The organism is Cupriavidus sp. FW305-F7 (assembly GCF_058782875.1).
In genome coordinates, this window is the sequence record NZ_JBYSYC010000025.1 from 1 (window position 1) to 18,443 (window position 18,443).

The window sequence follows — 18,443 nt, forward strand, 5'->3', positions numbered from 1 at the left end:
TGGTTTTCGTCTTGCGTGGCATACATGCTCCTTATCGACATGTTATGCCCTAAACACAAAATTTCTGACAGGTCCCCCTACGATATTTTGATCTTTGAATCCATTCTTTGCCGCGCGTTCCTGCACCGAAGAACGTCGACATCTGCCAGGGCTCGATTTTCTCCGTCCAAATGCCCACAAAGCGGGTCTGGCGATCATAGAGTTGCTGCTCGATACCGTTGCCGCCCAAGGTAAGCCCTCTTCGCCGTACCCAACGATACGAACGAGCGCATCCTTGAGCCAGAAACCTTGCGCATATGCGCCGGTGCCCCACACTCGCGGTTACACTCGAATCCGAGGCCGCTGGCCATCGAATGTCCGTTAGCGTGGCGAATGCCGACGTTTGAGCGCCCGAGTAATCGCGCGGGCCAACGACGCTTCATGGCCGATATGCGTCAGCCCACGGGACAGACCAACCAACTCTGTACCAGCCCCAAAAAAATAACCGCAGCCGAAGCTGCGGTTATCCCACCCCACCGGAGCAACACCCCCGGCCACATCAGCTTCCCCACTCATTCCACCGGACAAATCTCCGCCGCCGTTCGATCAAACTTCGCCTTGATCATCTCCACCAGGCACCGGATACCAAAGCAAGCATCCGAACATTCGCTTTCCACTTCCAACAGCGCCAGCACCCTGTCCAATCCAGCACTGATGCAATCCATGGATTCCCGAAATTCTTCCGGAATAGCGGCCAACACGGTTTGTTGTTTCGACGCAGTTTGTTCCTGCATTGCGAGCTCCTATCACAGTTGGAAGACCCGCCTGATACCTGCATTAAAAGGGTGGCGGGCCTGACAGCGGGGGTACCAATACCGGCTCATTCACAGAGTAGTCCGGCCAGCCTTGCGGCTGCCCCGCCCGGCCCGCCATTAACTGAGGGATGTGGGCGTACGACTGTGGCCGCTTGAGACGGCCATCTGGAATGAGATCCGGGTTGGTACACCCGATCACCGTTGTTTCGGTGATGGCTCTAGTGTTCCCATCTCTGTCGTCTGTGGCGATCAGACGATTCGCAATCTTCCGGCGCTTCGTTGTTAGGCAGTTACCTAGCGAATCCTGTCGAACCCACCAGCGGCCCAGCGCTCGGCGCTGTCGCGCGTCAGCCGAAAGTCGGGCCGCACCTTCACAGTCGCCAGCACATCGCCGAAGGAATCCTCAGCCGTGAGCGTGCCGAAGGGCTCGAATTCATCCGGCGTAATGACGAGCTTCACCATCACAGTGCCGGATTCAGACTCGATACTGACCTGCTTGTTGAGCTGCGCATGCAATTGCTGCTCATGCCGCCGGATAACCTCTGAAGCGGTCTTGACCAGCGTCTGGTGGGCGGTGGCATCCAGCGGCTTGGGATCGACCTTGTTTCGCCCCATGGTCCAGGGCCCGACCAGCGCGGGCTCGGCGCTGCCGTCGCGGATCATTTCTACTGCCCAGCCGTCGCCGTCTTCGTTCTTGATGACGCGGGCGGTCCAGCCCTTGTCGCGCCAGAGGCGGGGTTCGTGGATGGCGGTGAATTCGTGCTCCGGCAGAGCGTCGTCGGTGTGGTGCATCAATCTCGTGGTACGGGTCGGGGAACCCGCGAGGATACTATAGGGGCCGGAGGAGAGGGCAGGCGGTGGCATACCGACACGCGTCAATTCCTCGATGCTCCGGCCCTCACCCCAGCCCTACCCAGGAACCATCGCTAACCCATTGTTTTTGCTGGCACCAGATCAAGGCCAGGTTTCTGCGCGAGCTTGCGTAGCACGCGTTGCTCGGACTGCGCGGTACGGGTCTGGTAGTAGCGCAGACCGTGTTCGACGTAGTCCGAGCCTTTGACCATAGTCTGCCAGAACAAGGCAGCGAGCTTGCGCGCGAGCGCTTTGTTGGCGATGAGGCCGCCGCGGCGGGCCTTGAGGCGGCGATAGAAGCCGCCCAGGGCCTTGTCAACGCTGTTGGCCAGGCTACGGGCCATGGTGCAGAACAGTTGGCCGGTACGGTTGCGGTGGCGCGATTGCTGGGAGCGGCGCTTGCCGCTCTGGTGGGAGCCCGGCGCGAGCCCGGTCCAGGCGGTGAAGTGCTTGGCGGTGGGCCACCGGCTCAGATCGGTGCCGACCTCACCGATCACGAGCAGCAGCGAGTAGTCGGCGAGCCCCGGCAGTTGGGTGGGATCATTGCCGCCACACAGCTGCAGCAGCATGCGGTGCAGGCCGTCGATCTTGGGCGTATGCGTGCCGCCCGGCTTGGCCGGCGAGGCCGGGTCGTCGTCGCGGGGTGGACCGCTTAGTGCGCGTAGCACCTGTTCGATGGCGCGATCGCATTCGCTGATCTGGCTTTGGTAGTGCTGCCAGCTGTGTAAGGCCTGGCGCAGGGCAAACAGGTGTTCGTCCTTCCACATGCCGCGTAGCGATTCCTTGACCCGATCGCCCTTGTGCTTGCGGATTTGTGCGTCGCATAGCGTCAGCAGGTCAGCGGGGTCGCGCCGGCCAGCCAGGATGGCGTCGATGACCTTGAGCCCGCTGACGCCGGTGAGGTCGCTGATGACCGCATGGAACTTGACGTTCATGCGCTCGAGCGCCTTTTGCATGTGCTGCACGTGGCTGGCCGCCATCGTGATGTGATCTTGGCGCAAGCGCAGATAGTCCTGCAGTTGCCGGATTTCGGCCGGGGGCACGAAGCCGGAGTGCAGCAGGCCGTGCGCATGCAGTGTGGCCAGCCACTGGCAGTCGGCCATATCGGTCTTGCGTCCGGGCAGGTTGCGCACCTGCCGGCCATTGACCACCAGGACCGTGATGCCGGCGGCCTCCAGCGCACCGTACAGGCACAGCCAGTACACGCCGGTCGCCTCCATGGCAACTGAGCGCACGCCTTGGTCCCGCAGCCAGTCGATCAGCGTCGACACGTCTTGGGTCATGGTGCCAAAGACCCGCGGCGTGTCACCCGCGATGGACACGTGCAACTTCTCGCTGCCCACGTCGATGCCGGTGGCCCGGTCATCCAATACCGGTAGCGTTTTCATCTGCGGCCTCCTCTTCTTGGGAAGGATCGGCGCCAACGTGCCCGGCAGACACAAAAATGGAAACAAACCTACCCAGCGGGAAGCTAACGACGCTCACCAATCAAGCCCAATGCTGTCTGCCGGAGCCAGTCTCTCCCACGGGCAACAAGAAGTGCACCAGAGGGGACGCGGCCACACTGCGCGTCAAGGCCGAGTATCAACCACTATACGACCGGTTCCTGGGGCAAGCCGGCATGGGCCGCATGCGGGGGACTCTCCCGCAAGCGGGAGAGGGAGCGCGCCATTGGTTTGTCTGGAGTCTGTAGCACTTGCCAGCCGTTGGCGAATGGTGGACAGGTTTAGCCGCGGCCTGCTAGCGCCGGGTGAACATCGACTTCCTGATAATGGCGTGCACGCCCCAGTTGCCATTGACCACCTGCGTGATACCAAAATCCACCGCAACGGAGATCAGCGCGACCGCCTCGTCTTCACTCAGCCCCTTGACCGACATAAGGAAGCGGCGTGTCTTGCGGAAGGCGTCGCGCATGGCGTCGTCTAGGGTGGACTTCAGGTAGATGTGGCTCTGCGCCATCTGGCCCAGTTCAGCCAGGTGGTTCGGCGAGCTGAAGCCATGCAAAATCCATTCGTCGGCGGTTTCCACCAGCGGGTAGCTCAGGTCGGCGAAGGGAGCGTCGCGGTCGATCATGGTGCTCTTGTGCAGGATGAGCTGGAAGTCACCGGTGAGTGAGCATTCGATGGCCGTGCCGCACAGCTCGGAGTCTCCCTGGGAGGCATGGGGATCGCCAATCGACAGCAGGGCGCCCGGCACGGCTACCCTGAGATAGACGCTGGCGCCCCGGGTGACGCGCCAGTTGTCCAGGTTGCCGGCGAAGCTGGAGGGCGGGATGGAGTCGATCAGGCCGTCCTGCGCCGGCGCCACGGCGATGACGCCGAAGTGGGGGCGGACCGGTATCTCGATATCACGCAGCACGTCGTAGTTCTTGACGATGGTGTCGTGGTCGACTGGCACGCCGGGATAGTCGATGGTCGGGTGCAGCACGCCGAACGGATCGCGCTGCGGCGTCCAGCGGAAGTTGTAGACCGCGCGCGCACGGCTGTCGGCACGTTCGCAATCGATCTCGAAGACGGTGACCACTTCGCGCTCGCGCGGCTCGGTCAGCATGTCGCGATAGTGAAAGCCCCACCAGGTCGCGGCGTTGCTGCCGAAGGCCCTGCCGGCAAAGCGCGGGTTGCAGCACGGACGCGGGCGCACGTCGAGGATGCGCACCTCCAGCACATCGCCGGGCATGGCGCCGCGCACCGCGACCGGGCCGGTGCAGATATGCACGCCAAAGCCTTCGCCGGCGCCGCGGCCATAGACCGAGGCGTCGATGGGGCCCGCGCCGCGCCGGTTGACGTTCTTCTGCTCTGCGGTCCAGTGAAAGACGCTTTCTGCGCCGGCGTCGCCTTCGATCATGCGTTCCCGGTCGTCAGAGGCGTGCTGCGTCAGTGTTTCGATGGTGACGGTGTCGCCGGGCATGACCTCGAGCACGGGGGGCAGGTCGTGGCTGAGATAGCCCCAGTGCACGGTCTTGTCCGTGGCCTGCAGCCAGTGGTGTCGGCCTTCCGGGCGGGCGGCATGCGAGCGCGCCTGGGTGATGGGGACGATGGTAGGCGCCGGTTGCAGGCGCGCAGCAGGGACATCGTTCGCGGGCGCGCCAGGACTGGCGGGAGCACGTTTCGCATGGGCCGGAAGCCCGCGGGAGACATTCTGCGGTGGGCGATGCTCGGGCGTGTTCGCCGTCTGCTCACGGTAGGCGCGGGGCGAGAGCCCGAACTGTTCGCGAAACGCGTGGCTGAAGTGCGAAGGGTCGTTGAAGCCCCAGCGATAACAGATGTCGGAGACCGAGAGCTTGTCGTACTGGTGATTCGCCAGGTCGGCCCGGCATCGCTCAAGCCGGCTGGTGCGCAGGTAGGCGGAAAAGCTGCTGCCGGATTTCTCGAAGAGCTTCTGCAGGTAGCGGGCCGACATGCGCTCGTCCGCGGCGATGGCGGCGAGGCTGAGTTCCGGCTCGGCAAGGCGTGCGTCGATGCGGCTGCAGACGCGCGCAAAGACGGCCGCGCGCGAGGGCGTCATGTCCGGCGGTGCGATGGGCTGGCTGTCGGCCAGCGCGGCGTCAAGGCAGGCGGTGATGGTGTTGTCGAAGGGCTGGATGGCCTTGGCGTTTGCGGACACGATGGTGTCGAAGCTGGCCGCCATGGACTGGAGCAGGCGGGCAAACAGTTCCGCCGAGTCGCCGCTCAGTACCAGCGCGGAGCGAGGCAAGGGGGCCGTGATGCGTGCGCTGAGCAATGCCTGGCCGATATGCACGATCAGCATCCGGAAGCTGGTAGCAAGGGCCAGCATGCGGGCGGCGTGTGCCGGCACGCAGACCACCTGCCCCGGCCGCAGCGGTTCACGCAGTTCCGGCGCAGCGAGGTGCGCTTCGCCTTCGGTCAGCATCACCAGCATCAGGCCGCGGCCATCGCCGCTGGTGATGGCCAGCGTCTGGGGGACCGACGCAATGCAGGTCAGCTCGATGCCCGCGGGGGTGGTCCGGGACTGGATCGTGCCGTGCAGGGTGTGATCGGCGCACAGGCTTTCGCAATGCAGGCGTGCGGCGCGGAGTTCGTCACGCCAGGCTGCGCCGCGTCGGTTGCGTGGATAGGCTTCGGTGGAAAAACGCAAAAGGTGCAATTGAACCTCCCTGGCATCACGCTGCAACAGCGAAAACGGGCGGACATTGCTGTCCGCCGCGCATCCAAAGCACTACTTGCGAAGTCCAGGCCATCCGCTAGCCGAACAGCAACTGCCCCCGCATCGCGGCCACCAGTACGAACCCCGCAAACGTGCCAAAGATGGCGAAGATCCCGCCGAGCACGTTCGGGGCCGGTATCGGCGCACGTACCGCAGTGTAGATAACGCCAGTCACCAAGCCAACGGCTGCGGCCTGCAGCTCGGTGCTGCCCAATGCAATTTCGAGCATGTCATTCCCCAATCTCATGAATTGCGCGTGATTCAGCGGCTTTCCGGCGGTCGTCCGAAGGCGATGGTCCTGCGCCACGCGTGCACGATCAGATAGCCGATGTAGGTGAAGAGGATGGCGCAGATCCCGCCGGTGACGTTTGGCGCGGGGATCGGCAGGTTCAGCCAGGAATACAGGGTGCCGGTGACCAGGCCGACGATCAGTGCAACCAGCTCGTTGCGTCCTATGTAGACGTATTGCATGTGGTTCTCTCCCTTGGTGTTGCGTTGATGGCTCAGCCCTTGTCCTTGGGCGGAAAGATCGAACGCGGCATGGTGCAATGGATGCCCTGGGTGCCATCGACGACCTGCGTCACGCCGAAGTCAGCCGAGACGCTCATGAGCGAATAGGCATCGTCGCGCGAGAGTCCCTGTTGCTCGGTCAGCAGGTGGATCATGTCGCGGGCCGCGTTCTTGCCGGCTTCATCCAGGTCCTCGTGGAAGCCATGGACGACCCAGCAATCCGGCGTTTCCAGCAGCGGCGACGGGAAGTGGAAATCCTTGCGCAGGACCACCTGGAACAGGACGTTCAATGAGGCCTCGATGGCGGTGCCGCTGACTTCGCCGTCGCCTTGCGAGATATGCGGGTCGCCGATCGAGAACAGCGCGCCGTCGACCTGGACCGGGTAGTACATGGTGGCGCCCGCGCCGATGCGCCAGTTGTCGATATTGCCGCCATGCAGGCCGGGCTCGACGGTGGTGACGCGACCGCGCGCGTCGGGCGCGACGCCAGCGGTGCCCAGGTGCGGGCGCACGGGAACGCGTACGCCGGCCAGCGCGGGCTGCCGGCAGCATTCCCGGTCATCCACGAGCTTGCCGGGGATGGTCATCTTGCCGGGGTAGTCGAAGGCGTACAGGGCATGCGCGGTGTTGGAGCGCTGGTCCAGCTCATAGATGGTGACCCGCTCCTTCTCGAACTCTTTGTACAGCTGGCCCCAGTGGGCCGCGGCATTCGCCCCGAAACGGAAGCGCGGAATCATCTGCAGGTAGCGCACCTCCAGCACGTCGCCGGGCTTGGCGTCTTCGACATAGATGGGGCCGGTCATGATGTGCACGCCGGGGTTGCGGTCGTCGTGGGGAATCGCCCGGAAGATCTCGCGAATGGCGTCATCCATCATCAGGTCGGGGGCATCGCCGGCATGGTGGGTCACCGCTTCGGCGCGAATGAGGTCGCCGCTTTTCACGGTCAGGGCGGGCGCCTTGGCGGCATCGAAGTAGCCCCAGTGGACGGTCTCGGGGCGGGCGGGCAGGTCGTGCAGCATGTTGTCTCCATTGTTTTTTGCAGCCGTATCCGCAGCCGTTCACCCGGTGAGCGGCTGGATTGATTGAGGTAATCAGGGACACTGGCTATGCGTGATGCTCATGAACCGCCGCGATTGAGAACGGCGGTTCGTGGCCAGGCAGGGTATGCCTGGTACCGCACGGCAGTCCTTCACGCGCCGCGCGGTGAGTCAATACTAGGAAGAGGGCGTTGCGGGGGAGTAGGGCGATTCACCCCAAACTCTTGTGTTGCTGCGTACTAAGGTAAACCCTCTCAGGCGACAGCCTCAGTTCATTGCGCCTCGGGCCATTTCCCCTTGCGGGGAAAGCGCATATCGAACTCGGTGAACACGTGTTCCTCGGAGCGGCAGCTGATGCTTGCCCCCCAGCTGTTCAGCACCTTCTGGCAAAACGCCAGTCCGATGCCGGTGCCGCGATGCGCCGGGTAAGAGAAGAAGGGCTGGAACATCCGGGCCAGCACTTGCGGCGGCACGCCCGTGGCGGTGTCGCGGAACACCACATGGACGGCGTCGGGCCGGACCTCGCAGCGGATATGGATGGTGCCCTTGCCGGCCCGCTTGGTCGCTTCCAGCGCGTTCTTCAGCAAGTTGGTCGTGACCAGCCCGAACAACTGGGCGTTGCCCATCACATAAGCGGGGCCAGGCAGGTCGACGGTGACCAGTTCCAGGTCGCTCTGCTCGAACGGAAACCGGCCGACAGCGTCGCGGATCACACCGCCCAGTTCGAACAGCTCCTGCGTGGCGTTGTCCGGGTTCTTGGAGTTGGCGACCAGCAGTTCAATGCTGTTGCTGATATGGGCCAGGTCTGACTCCATCCGGGCCACGGCCTGCATCAGACCGTCGCGCAGCGGCGTGTCCTGGTCCAGGGCGGCCGGCAGCCGTGCCTTGAGGCCCCTGGCAGTCATGGCCAGGCTGGTCAGCGGCGTGCGCAGTTCGTGCGCGACGGTGGCCAGCGCGGCGGCCATCCCGCGCCGTTTCTGTTCGGCCAGCAGCTGGCGGTCCATCTTGATCACCACCAGCACCGCGATGACAAAGCCGATCACCGGCAACTGCAGCAGTACCGGCTCCCACGGGATTCCGCCCATGGAGTTGCCCGCCAGCACGAACAGCGCGATGGCTGCGGCGGCCCCTGAGAACAAGGCAATGGTCGCGAACGCGGTGTTGAAGTGATACAGGATCACCACCGCGATGATGACCGATTCGGCCCACACCATGGAGCCGCCATTCTCCAGGTAGAAGAAGATGAAGGCGAACGGCAGGCCTACGGTAATGGCAAAGAGCGCATAGGGTGGCAGCCAGCGCCGGTCCGAGAAGGCGGAGGCGAACAGCAGCGGCACGAACAGCGCGGTGCAGACCAGGCGCAGCCAGAGGTTTTCATAGGGCTGCGGGAAGATGTAGGACCAGATCACGTAGTACAGCGGGTGACCGATCACGCCCAGCGCGCCCACCATCTGGATCCGGCGTAGCCGGATGACGCTCTCCTCGTCCAGCAGGGTGGCCCGCGCGGCGGTCTCGAACACGGTCTGCCACGCATGGCGGGCGACGCCGGCAAGTGAGGTGCGGCCGTCTTCCGCTTGCGCTACCTTTGCATCCATCTCCAGGACTACTCCTCGCGGGAACCTGCCAGCGGCCCGCTTGTGGGATTTTGAGACTTGCGCCGGGCCCGGCGCGTCGAGGACCACTCATCCAGCCGGACTTCGTCGCGGATGCTGGCGAGCACGCTGACCAGGCGGTCGATTTCATTGGCGGCAAGTTTCGCATGCAGCGTAAGTCGCATCAATGCCCGATTCTTCGGTGTTGCTGGCGCACAGAATACCGCGCCGAAGATCCCGCGGCTCTGCAACGCATCGCGCAGCACCTTGACTTGCGGCTCGGTTCCCGCCTCCAGGCCGATGATCTGCTCGGAGCCTTCGCCGATGTTGTAGCCCAGTTCGGCAATCGCAGCCCGGGTGTCGCGGGTGATGGCGTGCAGGCGCGCACGGCGCTCATCCGCCGTGGCGACGAAATCCGTCACGGCATCGAACCACGCAACCTCATGGCGCAGCAGCCCGGAACTGAAAATGGCCGGCCGGGACTCAACCGCGAAGAAGTCCTTGAAATCGGTCGAACACGCAACATAGCCGGCGCGGCCGGCGAACGCCTTGGCCAGCGAGGCCGTGCGGAAGTGTACGCGCTCAGACAGCCCGAGCGCGCGCACCAGGCCGCCGCCAGACGGCCCATGGGTGCCGAGCGAGTGCGACTCGTCCACCACCAGCACGCAGCCCGACGCCTCTGCCAGTTCCACATAGTCCTCCAGCGGCGCCACGCTGCCCGTGGTGCTGTAGACCGAGTCCACCATGATCACTCCCGGCCCGAAGCGCTCAAGCTGGCGGCGCACGTGCTCGCAATCGTTGTGGCGCACCGGCACGGCCTGCGCGCCCGCGGCGATGATGCCCTCCCACAAGGAGGCATGCCCGTTCATGTCGATATAGACCGGAATGCCGGGGCCGGCAATGCACTGCACCAGGCCGACGTTGGCGGCCCAGCCGGACTGGGCGATCAGCCCGTCCTCGGCCTGCATCAGGTCTGCGATCTTGCGCTCGACCCGCCGCTGAGGGGTGTCGCCGTGCTGGAACACGGACGACATCAGCAACTCCGGCTCTTCATTGAGGAAGGCCCGCGCCTGCGCCTGTACCAGCGAGGATTCGCCAAGCAGGCAGAGATAGTCGTTGCTGCTCAGGTGCAACGCATCGGGCCCGGGCGTGCGTCCGTGAAGCAAATGATCGCCGCCCCAGAGCTTGCCCATCCGCTCGTCGAAATGTTGTGCCATCCGCGCCGTGATCCATGGCGGCAGCGTGGGGGCTTTGGCGCGGGAGGCGTGGCGCATCGAGTGCGGAGGCTCGGCTTCGGAGAACATCGGCTTTCCTTCTACAGGTCGGGTAATAGTGAGATCGGTGGCAAGGCTCTGCATGGCGGGGGCGGCAACAGATGCCGTCCGCGCGCGAGGCGGCCGCACCCAGTCCTTCCGGCGAGGTGCCATTGCTGACAAGTCGGGAGAGTCCTGTTGACGTAGCGACCACTGTGCCAGCCTTAATCAGCGATTGTGACCGGACTTCCACCAATCCAACGTCTGTTTGGAGTGGGGGTGCCGGGTTGAGACAGCCGCGTCGTGGCCACATCCTTCGCTAGTCGATTGGCCGATTTCTCACTAAAAAATGCCTTTACCATCACTTATGTGATGCTTGCGCTACCTGTTGCGCCGATCCTTGAGCCCCGGACCGGGCGTGGCTTGCGCTTGGCGGGACCTAGTCAGGCCCGGGACTGCCGAATGCTCATCATCAGTCTTGGTGAAGAACGCCCTTTTTGCACGCCCTGTTTCCAGGCAGGCGGCTGCGGCAGCGCGCCATAGCCAGGAATCGGGGCAACATGGGATTTGGCACCGAGGGCGGGAAACAAGGGGCTGCCTGGTACGCAGGTTGCGGCCGGCGGCGCTCGCCGCCAGCGTGGGGTGTCTGGCGGCGTGTGGGGGAGGGGGTGGCGGTGGCTTTGGAGAGGGGGGCGCTGCCCATGGCGCTTCCAGGCTGGTGCCTTTGGCGTTCAGGTACAGGGCAGCAGCGTGCTGCGCGTGTTCACCTACGCGCCGGGCCTGCCGGTGCCGGCGCGCTCGGCGGCGCTTGTGTCGGGGGCGTCTTACGCCTGGCCTGCTTTGTCGGTCTGGTACTCGGACTTCTCATAGTCGAAGGTGCCTTTGCGCGAGGCGCCATGCGCTAGCGCATGGCACCCATGCTATCGGCATGAACTCAAGCCGCGCTACCACCAACCAGCGCCGCCCCCCGCGCCTCCATCGTCCTGCGCGCAATATTGAGCTGGTGGATCTGCGTCGTGCCCTCATACAGCCGGAACAGCCGCACATCGCGATAGAAGCGCTCGGCCACGGTGCGCGCCATATACCCGCTGCCGCCGAATACCTGCACCGCGCGGTCGGCCACGCGGCCGGCCATCTCAGAGGCGAACAGCTTGCACATCGACGCCTCCATGGTCACGTCCTCGCCGGCGTCGCGCTTGCGCGCGGTGTCGAGCACCAGCGCGCGGGCGGCGTGCAGTTCCGTATTGCTGTCGGCAATCATCTGCTGCACCAGCTGGTAGTCCGCGATCGGCTTGCCGAACTGCCGGCGCTGCGCCGCGTAGCGGACCATCTCGTCGACCAGCCGGATGGCGGGCCCCACGCACAAACCGGCCAGGTTGATGCGCTGCTTGTTCAGCGCCTTCATCGCTGTCTTGAAGCCGACATTGGGTTTGCCGCCGACGATGGCGCTGGCCGTTACGCGGCAGTCCTTCAGGTAGACATCGCCGACCGGCGAGCCGTGCTGTCCCATCTTGCGTTCCGGTTCGCTGGTGCTGAGGCCGGGGGTGCCGCGCTCGATCAGGAAGGCGCTGATGCCATGGGCGCCCGGCGTATCGGGATCGGTGCGGGCGAACACGGTGAACAGGTCCGCGATCGGGGCATTGGTGATAAAGCACTTGCTGCCGTTCAGCACGTAGTGATCGCCGTCCTGGCGTGCGGTGGTTTGCAGCGACGTCGCATCGGAGCCGGCTTCGGGCTCGGTCAGCGCAAAGCAGCCGGTCACCTTGCCGGAGGCCAGTTGCGGCAGATAGCGCTGTCGCTGTGCTTCGGTGCCGTCGGCCACCAGCGATTCGGAGGCGATGCCGGTATTGCCGCCGAAGCGGGCACGGAACACGGTGGCGGCCTGCGAGACCTCGATGTTCACCAGCGCCAGTTCCTCGGTGGTCAGCCCTGCGCCGCCGTACGCTTCGGGGATGCTGTGGCCGAACAGGCCGAGGCGGCGCATCTGCTCGACCACGGGCTCGGGTATCACGTCGGTGCGATCGATCTCCGCCTCGAGGGGAATGCAGGTTTCGAGCACGAAGCGGCGGATATCGGCCAGCAGCGCTTGCTGGCGGGCGGAGTCGCGGATCATGGAAGGTTTCCGGTTGATTGAGTGAGCGTGGGCGTGTGCGGCTACTGTGCCGTGATGCCGGCGGTCTTCAGCACGCCGGTCCACTTTTTGGTTTCGGTATCCAGGAAGCGGTCGAACACGGCGGTGGATTGCGGTGCCAGGTCCATGCCGAGTTCGACCAGGCGGCGTGCAGTGGCGGGGTCGGACGTTGCCTGCGCGGCGGCCTCGGCCAGCTTGCGCACCACCGCGTCCGGCGTGCCCTGCGGCGCGACCAGGCCGAACCACCCGCCCACTTCATAGCCGGGCAGGCGCGCGGCCTCGGCCACGGTTGGCACGTCGGGCATCACGGCTGAGCGCTTTGCCGAGGTCACCGCCAGCGCGCGCAGCTTGCCGCTTTGCACCTGCTGGCGGGCAATGGCCGAGGTCAGCGCCATCATCGAGACGCGCGCGCCCAGCAGGTCGCTCATGGCCTCGGGCTGGCCCTTGTAGGGCACATGGGTGAGCTTCACGTGCGTCATCTGCGCCAGCAGTTCCGCCGAGAGATGGTTCGAGGTGCCGACGCCCGCGCTGGCGTAGGTCAGCGTGCCGGGCTGGCTGCGCGCGGCGTCGAGCAATTCAGGCAGCGTGCGCAGCGGCGACGCGGCCGGCACCACGATCACGTTGGGTACGGCACCAATGCCCGCCACCGCGCGGAAGTCTTTGCCACCCTTGCCCTGGATCGACGGGTTCAGCAGCGGCCCGACCACATAGCTGGGGCTGACCGCCAGCAGCGTATAGCCGTCGGCAGGCGACCGGGCGACGAAGTCCGCGCCGATGGCGCCGCCGGCGCCGGTCTTGTTCTCGACGATGACGGGCTGCTTCAGCACCCGCGCCATGTTCTCCGCGGTGATGCGGGTGACGGAGTCGACCACGCCGCCCGCCGAGAACGGCACGATGATCCGTATCGGGCGGTCCGGGAAGCGCGCCGCATTGTCAGGGGCGGCCAGCGCTGGCAGCGGCATCAGCGCGGCGCAGGCCAGCATGCCGGCAGCGAGCCGGCGCAATGGTTGGATGGCATCCATCTTGTCTCCTTGGGTTGCCTGCGCCGGGGGATTTCCCGCGGCGCGTTTTCATGCGGGCCTCTGGCGGGCCGCTTGTCATTGCCGGCGACATCACCGGCAGACTGCATTGCTGCGTCCTGTCGGCTAGCGCGCGCAGCTCAGTTCGATCTGCCGCACCGCCTCGCGCAGCCTCGGCGCCACCTCGCGCTCCAGCATGTTGTCGCGATTGCGCGATGCGGCGATGGTGCAGTTCAGCGCGAACGGGTCTTCGTGCAGCGACTGGCGCACGGGTGCCGCGATCGCGTGGATCTCTGGCCGCCACTCGCCGCGGCTCAGGCAGTAGCCGTGGGCGCGGAAGTGCTTCTGGTCGTCCGCCCACATCTGGCGCTCAACGTTGAAGCGCTCCGGATCGTCCACGCGCAGCCGGTTCAGCAGTGCCGTGCGCTCGTCTGCGCTGCAGGCCAGCAAGACCGCGCGGCCGATCGCGCTGGCCAGCAGCGGCCGGGTGCTGCCGATGTCCGGCTGGTAGAGGTTGCCCGGATCCAGCCGGCAACTGTCCACGTACACCACCGACAGCCGCTCGCGCATGCCCAGGTTCACCGTGCAGCCGGTTTCCCGCGCAATGGCCTCCATATAAGGCCGCGCCACCTGGCGGATCGCCAGCCCGGCCAGCATCGGGTAGGCCAGCGCCAGCACCCCGGCGCCCAGCCGGTACTTCTGGTTGCCGGGCACGCGGCTCAGGAAGCCGAGCAGCCCCAGCGTGTAGGTCAGCCGCGACACCGTCGCCTTGGGCAGCCCCGTGCGCGCCACGATGTCCTGGTTGCCCAGCACCGGGCTGGACGGCGTGAAGGCGCGCAGGACCTCCAGCCCGCGCGCCAGGTTGGTGGCGAACTGGCGGTCGGTGGCCAGTGCGTCCTCGCTGGCCAGGCCTGGCAGGGGCAGGTGTTCCGGGTTGCGGTCCATGCTGTGCGGTGGTTGCTTGGGTTCCATGCTGGGATCCGGGGATGGGGGCGTCAATGTTGTAGCACGACCGTTCCGCACAGCGAAACCGTACTTGCATCCGAGCCAGCCGCCTGCCACCTTGCAGCAGACGCCAATGCCGCCGGAGGCCCGCCATGCAAGACCAGGAACACGCTGTATCGCCAGACGCACACTGCACGGGCCCGCTGGGCGGACTGCGCATCCTCGACATGGCCACCGTGGTGGCCGGCCCGTTTTCCGCCACGCTGTGTGCCGACATGGGCGCGGACGTGGTCAAGCTGGAGCTGCCCGACGGCAGCGATCCGCTGCGCGGGCTGGAGCCGGTTACCGAGGACCACGCCCTGTACTGGAAGGTGACCAACCGCGGCAAGCGCGGCATCTCGCTAGACGTGCGCACGCCGCGCGGCCGCGAGATCTTCCTGCGCTTGCTGCCTCAGTTCGATGTGCTGGTCGAGAACTTCCGCACCGGTACGCTGGCGCGGTGGGGGCTGGATCTCGACACCCTGCATGCGGCCAACCCGAAGCTGATCGTGCTGCGGCTGACCGGCTTCGGCCAGACCGGGCCCGATGCGGCGCGGCCGGGTTTTGCCCGCATCTTTGAAGCCAGGAGCGGCCTTACCAACCTGGCGGGCACCGCGCAGAGCGGGCCGATGCATATGAACTACCCGGTGGGGGACATGATCGCCGGCCTGTTCGGCGCCTTTGCGATTGCCACTGCGGCGGCAGAGCAGCGCGCCAGGCCCGGCCAGCGCGGCCGCGAGATCGACCTGGCCGCCACCGAGGCGCTGTTCCGCCTGCTGGACCCGCTGGCCATCGAGTATGAACAGCTGGGACATGTGCGCCAGCGCGCCGGCAACCGCACCACCTATGCTGCGCCGTCCAACATGTACCGCACCGCGGACGAGATCTGGGTCACGGTAGTGGCCTCCTCCGACGCCACCTTCCGCCGGCTGGCCGAGGCCATCGGCGCGCCGCAACTGGCGCAGGCGCCGGAATATGCCACCAACGCCGGCCGCGTGCGCAATATCGAAGCGCTGGACGGCAGCATTGCCGAGTGGTTTGCCGCGCAGCCCTATGCCGCCGTGGCGGCCCGGCTGGAGCAGTGCCAGGTGCCATTCAGCAAGGTATTCAGCATCGCCGATATCGTCGACGACCCGCAGATGGCGGCGCGCCAGGCCATCGTGCGGCTGCCCGATCCGGACCTGGGCTCGGTGCCGGCGCCATGCGTGGTGCCGCGCTTCTCGGGCTATGCGCCGCCGTCACCGCGTACCGGGCCGGATGTGGGTGAACACAATGCCGAGGTCTATGGGCAGCTTGGGATCGGGGATGAAGAGTTGGCCCGGCTGCGGGCAGAGGGCGTGGTCTGACACACCGGGCGCGGGGCTACGCTGTCCGCGCTAGCCCCGGCGCCTATATCGGCATCGGCGCCGGCGAGAGCGCGGACGATCCGCCGCTGCACAATCCCTACTACGACTTCAACGACCGGATCTTGCCGCTGGGCGCGGCGTATTGGGTGGCGCTGGTCGCGCAGCAATTGCCGGCCAGATGACCCGCGCCCGTCAGGGCATGCGGGCCGCTTGCGCGAACACATTCAGGAACCCCAGCGCGGGTTGCGCGCTGGCTTGCGCTTCGATGCTGGCAGCAAGCACCGGCGCCGGCAGCCAGGGATAGGGCAGTGCCGCCTGCAAGGCCGCCAGCGTGACCGCGCCGGGATCGGCGACCGTGTCGATCCGTTCGATATGGATATGCAGGCTGGCGATACGGTACGTGCCGTCATCGCCGGCGGCAAAGCCCCAGCGGTAATAGCCCTTGCCGACGCGCAAGGCGCTGGCCGCGGTTTCCCGCATCACCACCAGCCAGGGGATCGTCATGGCGTTGCCGTCCAGCGCCGCGCCAACGTCGCCGATGTAGTAGGTCCGGCAGCGGTCGAACGTCTTGGCAAACTCGCTGACCAGCGTCGCAGCAATGGCATCCGCGCCTTCTGCCCTCGGCGGAAAGCTGATGGAGTCGGTATCGATCGAGAAGGTCAGCGACGCATCCGGAGCGAAGGCTTCGTGGATCAGCGTCGGACGATTGTTGTCCTTGGCCTCGACGTATTGGGCCAGCCGGGCTTTGGCGGTGGCGAGCGGGATTGTGTTCATGCTGGACTCAAGGGTATGGGTTGAAAGGCGGGGGGGGCGCTGAGGTGTTGCGGCGAGTTTGTTAGAATTTGGCACAAAGCTTGTATCAAAAGCTAAGTGGACATACCGCCGATGGCAACGACTCCTGCAAACAAGAACCTGACCGTAACGCATCCGGCGTGCCTGGTCGACGGCTCGGACCGTGAGTTCCGGCACCTGGTGAATGGCCTGCTGCCATTTGCCGCGCGCCTGCTGTCCGTGCGCGACGGCTTTGGCGGCCTGATCGGCCTGACAGGGGTCCAGTACTCGCTGATCCGCTCGATCCTGCACCTGTCGCAGCAAGGCGAGGTGACGGTCAACCAGCTCGCCGACCATCTGCACCTGAGCGGCCCGTTCATCACCATCGAGACCGGCAAGCTCAAGAAGCTGGGGCTGATCGACAAGAAGGCCCATCCCGAAGACAAGCGCAAGATGCGACTCACCATCACCGCCGCCGGGACGCGTCTGCTCAATGAACTGCTGCCCGTGCAGCAGCAGATCAACGACGTATTGTTCGACGGCGTTTCCCGCACCGAATTCAAGGTGCTGTGCTCGGTGGTCGACCGGCTGGTCGCCAACGGCGATCGCGCCGCGCTGGATCTCGAACACCTGCAGGCGCGCCGGCAGAAAGTCTAGTGCGCGGCCCACTGCACCGTGCCGACATCGATGCCTTCCTGGTGCATCTCCCATAGCGGGCTCAGTTCACGCAGGCGGGTAACGGTCTCGCTGACCTGCCGGATGACTTCGTCCACCTCTGCCTCGGTGGTGTAGCGCCCCAGCGTAAAGCGGATCGAGCTATGCGCCAGCTCGTCGCTGCGGCCCAGCGCCCGCAGCACGAACGAGGGCTCCAGCGAGGCCGAGGTGCAGGCCGAGCCCGACGACACCGCCACGTCCTTGATGCCCATGATCAGCGATTCGCCTTCGACATAGTTGAAGCTGATGTTCAGGTTGTGCGGGATACGGTGCGCCAGGCTGCCGTTGACGTAGACCTCGTCCAGCCGCGACAGCCCCGCCAGCAGCCGGTCGCGCAACGCGCCCACGCGGCGCGCTTCCTCCGCAAGTTCCAGCTTTGCCAGCCTGAAGGCCTCGCCCATGCCCACGATCTGGTGCGTCGGCAGGGTGCCTGAGCGCATGCCGCGCTCATGCCCGCCGCCGTGGATCTGCGCCTCGATGCGGATGCGCGGCTTGCGCCGCACGTAGAGCGCGCCGACGCCCTTGGGGCCATAGACCTTGTGCGCCGTCACGGTGAGCAGGTCGATCTTCAGCGCTTCCAGGTCGATGGCGATCTTGCCGGCGGCCTGCACCGCATCGCAATGGAACACCACGCCCGCAGCGCGGCAGAGCTCGCCGATCTGCGCGACTGGCTGGATCACGCCGATCTCATTGTTGACCATCATCACCGACACCAGGATGGTGTCCGGCCGCATGGCCGCGCGCAGCGCGTCAAGGTCGACCAGGCCGTCGGTGCCGACGTCGAGATAGGTCACCTCGAAGCCCTGCCGTTCCAGCTCGCGGCAGGTATCGAGCACGGCCTTGTGCTCGGTTTTGACGGTGATGATGTGGTTGCCCTTGCCGCGATAGAAATGCGCCGCGCCCTTGATCGCCAGGTTGTTGCCCTCGGTGGCGCCGGAGGTCCAGATGATCTCGCGCGGGTCCGCATTCAGCAGCGCCGCCACATGCGCGCGCGCGGCCTCGACCGCCTCTTCCGCCTGCCAGCCGTAGTAATGGCTGCGCGATGCGGGGTTGCCGAACTGCTGGTGCAGGTAGGGAACCATCTTCTCGACGACCTGGGGGGCGACCGGTGTCGTCGCGCTGTAGTCCATGTAGATCGGAAGGGTCTTCGGCTCGGATTGCATAGCGCTCATTCCTGGAGGCGGATGTGGGGACGACCGTGGGCAAAGCGTACCCGGTGGTCAAGGAAAGTGGGGCCGAGTCTAGCACCGGGTAGCGGCCGTTCGCGGCGGTGCCA

16 protein-coding genes are annotated in these 18,443 nt (G+C 65.7%); 2 read left to right on the forward strand and 14 right to left on the reverse strand.

All coding sequences use genetic code 11. The annotated features are described in order from the left end of the window. Positions 1-551 precede the first annotated feature (551 nt). From AC3WL8_RS22390 to AC3WL8_RS22445, 12 genes are all read right to left on the reverse strand, one after another. Positions 552-773 (reverse strand): DUF1484 family protein, encoded by a 222-nt coding sequence (locus tag AC3WL8_RS22390; RefSeq protein WP_211979649.1) that lies wholly within the window; start codon positions 771-773, stop codon positions 552-554. Positions 774-1,088: 315 nt separating this feature from the next. Continuing rightward, complete coding sequence (locus AC3WL8_RS22395) at positions 1,089-1,586, reverse strand: hypothetical protein (protein ID WP_013952132.1); 498 nt, start codon at positions 1,584-1,586, stop codon at positions 1,089-1,091. Positions 1,587-1,720: 134 nt separating this feature from the next. Continuing rightward, a complete protein-coding gene (locus AC3WL8_RS22400; RefSeq protein WP_492378875.1) occupies positions 1,721-3,070 on the reverse strand; it encodes an IS110 family RNA-guided transposase in 1,350 nt (449 codons plus the stop codon). Positions 3,071-3,386: 316 nt separating this feature from the next. Then, entirely contained in the window at positions 3,387-5,750 is a 2,364-nt protein-coding gene (locus AC3WL8_RS22405) for an acetamidase/formamidase family protein (protein ID WP_211979651.1), read from the reverse strand. 97 nt (positions 5,751-5,847) lie between these two features. Then, complete coding sequence (locus AC3WL8_RS22410; protein ID WP_013952134.1) at positions 5,848-6,039, reverse strand: DUF1427 family protein; 192 nt, start codon at positions 6,037-6,039, stop codon at positions 5,848-5,850. 32 nt (positions 6,040-6,071) lie between these two features. Continuing rightward, positions 6,072-6,281, reverse strand: a complete 210-nt coding sequence (locus AC3WL8_RS22415) for a XapX domain-containing protein (RefSeq protein WP_010812532.1) — start codon at positions 6,279-6,281, stop codon at positions 6,072-6,074. Between the two features lie 32 nt (positions 6,282-6,313). Then, positions 6,314-7,339: an acetamidase/formamidase family protein gene (locus tag AC3WL8_RS22420; protein WP_013952135.1), complete on the reverse strand. Its 1,026-nt coding sequence runs from the start codon at positions 7,337-7,339 to the stop codon at positions 6,314-6,316. A gap of 290 nt (positions 7,340-7,629) precedes the next feature. Continuing rightward, positions 7,630-8,952: a sensor histidine kinase gene (locus AC3WL8_RS22425; protein WP_013952136.1), complete on the reverse strand. Its 1,323-nt coding sequence runs from the start codon at positions 8,950-8,952 to the stop codon at positions 7,630-7,632. 8 nt (positions 8,953-8,960) lie between these two features. Beyond that, complete coding sequence (gene cqsA, locus AC3WL8_RS22430; protein ID WP_492378876.1) at positions 8,961-10,253, reverse strand: alpha-hydroxyketone-type quorum-sensing autoinducer synthase; 1,293 nt, start codon at positions 10,251-10,253, stop codon at positions 8,961-8,963. An 883-nt stretch (positions 10,254-11,136) separates the two neighbouring features. Further along, positions 11,137-12,315, reverse strand: coding sequence for an acyl-CoA dehydrogenase family protein (locus AC3WL8_RS22435; RefSeq protein WP_153954769.1), 1,179 nt, complete (start codon positions 12,313-12,315; stop codon positions 11,137-11,139). 41 nt (positions 12,316-12,356) lie between these two features. After that, positions 12,357-13,355, reverse strand: coding sequence for a Bug family tripartite tricarboxylate transporter substrate binding protein (locus tag AC3WL8_RS22440; protein ID WP_211979653.1), 999 nt, complete (start codon positions 13,353-13,355; stop codon positions 12,357-12,359). A gap of 123 nt (positions 13,356-13,478) precedes the next feature. After that, complete coding sequence (locus tag AC3WL8_RS22445; RefSeq protein ID WP_013952140.1) at positions 13,479-14,324, reverse strand: IclR family transcriptional regulator; 846 nt, start codon at positions 14,322-14,324, stop codon at positions 13,479-13,481. A 125-nt stretch (positions 14,325-14,449) separates the two neighbouring features. On the opposite strand from AC3WL8_RS22445, the gene AC3WL8_RS22450 reads away from it, so the two are divergent. Next, the gene (locus AC3WL8_RS22450) at positions 14,450-15,682 is read left to right on the forward strand and encodes a CaiB/BaiF CoA transferase family protein (RefSeq protein ID WP_013952141.1); all 1,233 of its coding nucleotides are present in this window, start codon (positions 14,450-14,452) and stop codon (positions 15,680-15,682) included. Positions 15,683-15,874: 192 nt separating this feature from the next. On the opposite strand, the gene AC3WL8_RS22455 is transcribed toward AC3WL8_RS22450, so the two are convergent. Next, complete coding sequence (locus tag AC3WL8_RS22455; RefSeq protein WP_492378877.1) at positions 15,875-16,456, reverse strand: hypothetical protein; 582 nt, start codon at positions 16,454-16,456, stop codon at positions 15,875-15,877. A 111-nt stretch (positions 16,457-16,567) separates the two neighbouring features. Between AC3WL8_RS22455 and AC3WL8_RS22460 the strand changes: the two genes are divergently transcribed. Beyond that, entirely contained in the window at positions 16,568-17,110 is a 543-nt protein-coding gene (locus AC3WL8_RS22460; protein WP_211979655.1) for a MarR family winged helix-turn-helix transcriptional regulator, read from the forward strand. Here the strand turns inward: AC3WL8_RS22460 and AC3WL8_RS22465 are convergent. Continuing rightward, the gene (locus AC3WL8_RS22465) at positions 17,107-18,330 is read right to left on the reverse strand and encodes an IscS subfamily cysteine desulfurase (RefSeq protein WP_013952144.1); all 1,224 of its coding nucleotides are present in this window, start codon (positions 18,328-18,330) and stop codon (positions 17,107-17,109) included. The genes AC3WL8_RS22460 and AC3WL8_RS22465 overlap by 4 nt on opposite strands. Positions 18,331-18,443 lie beyond the last annotated feature (113 nt).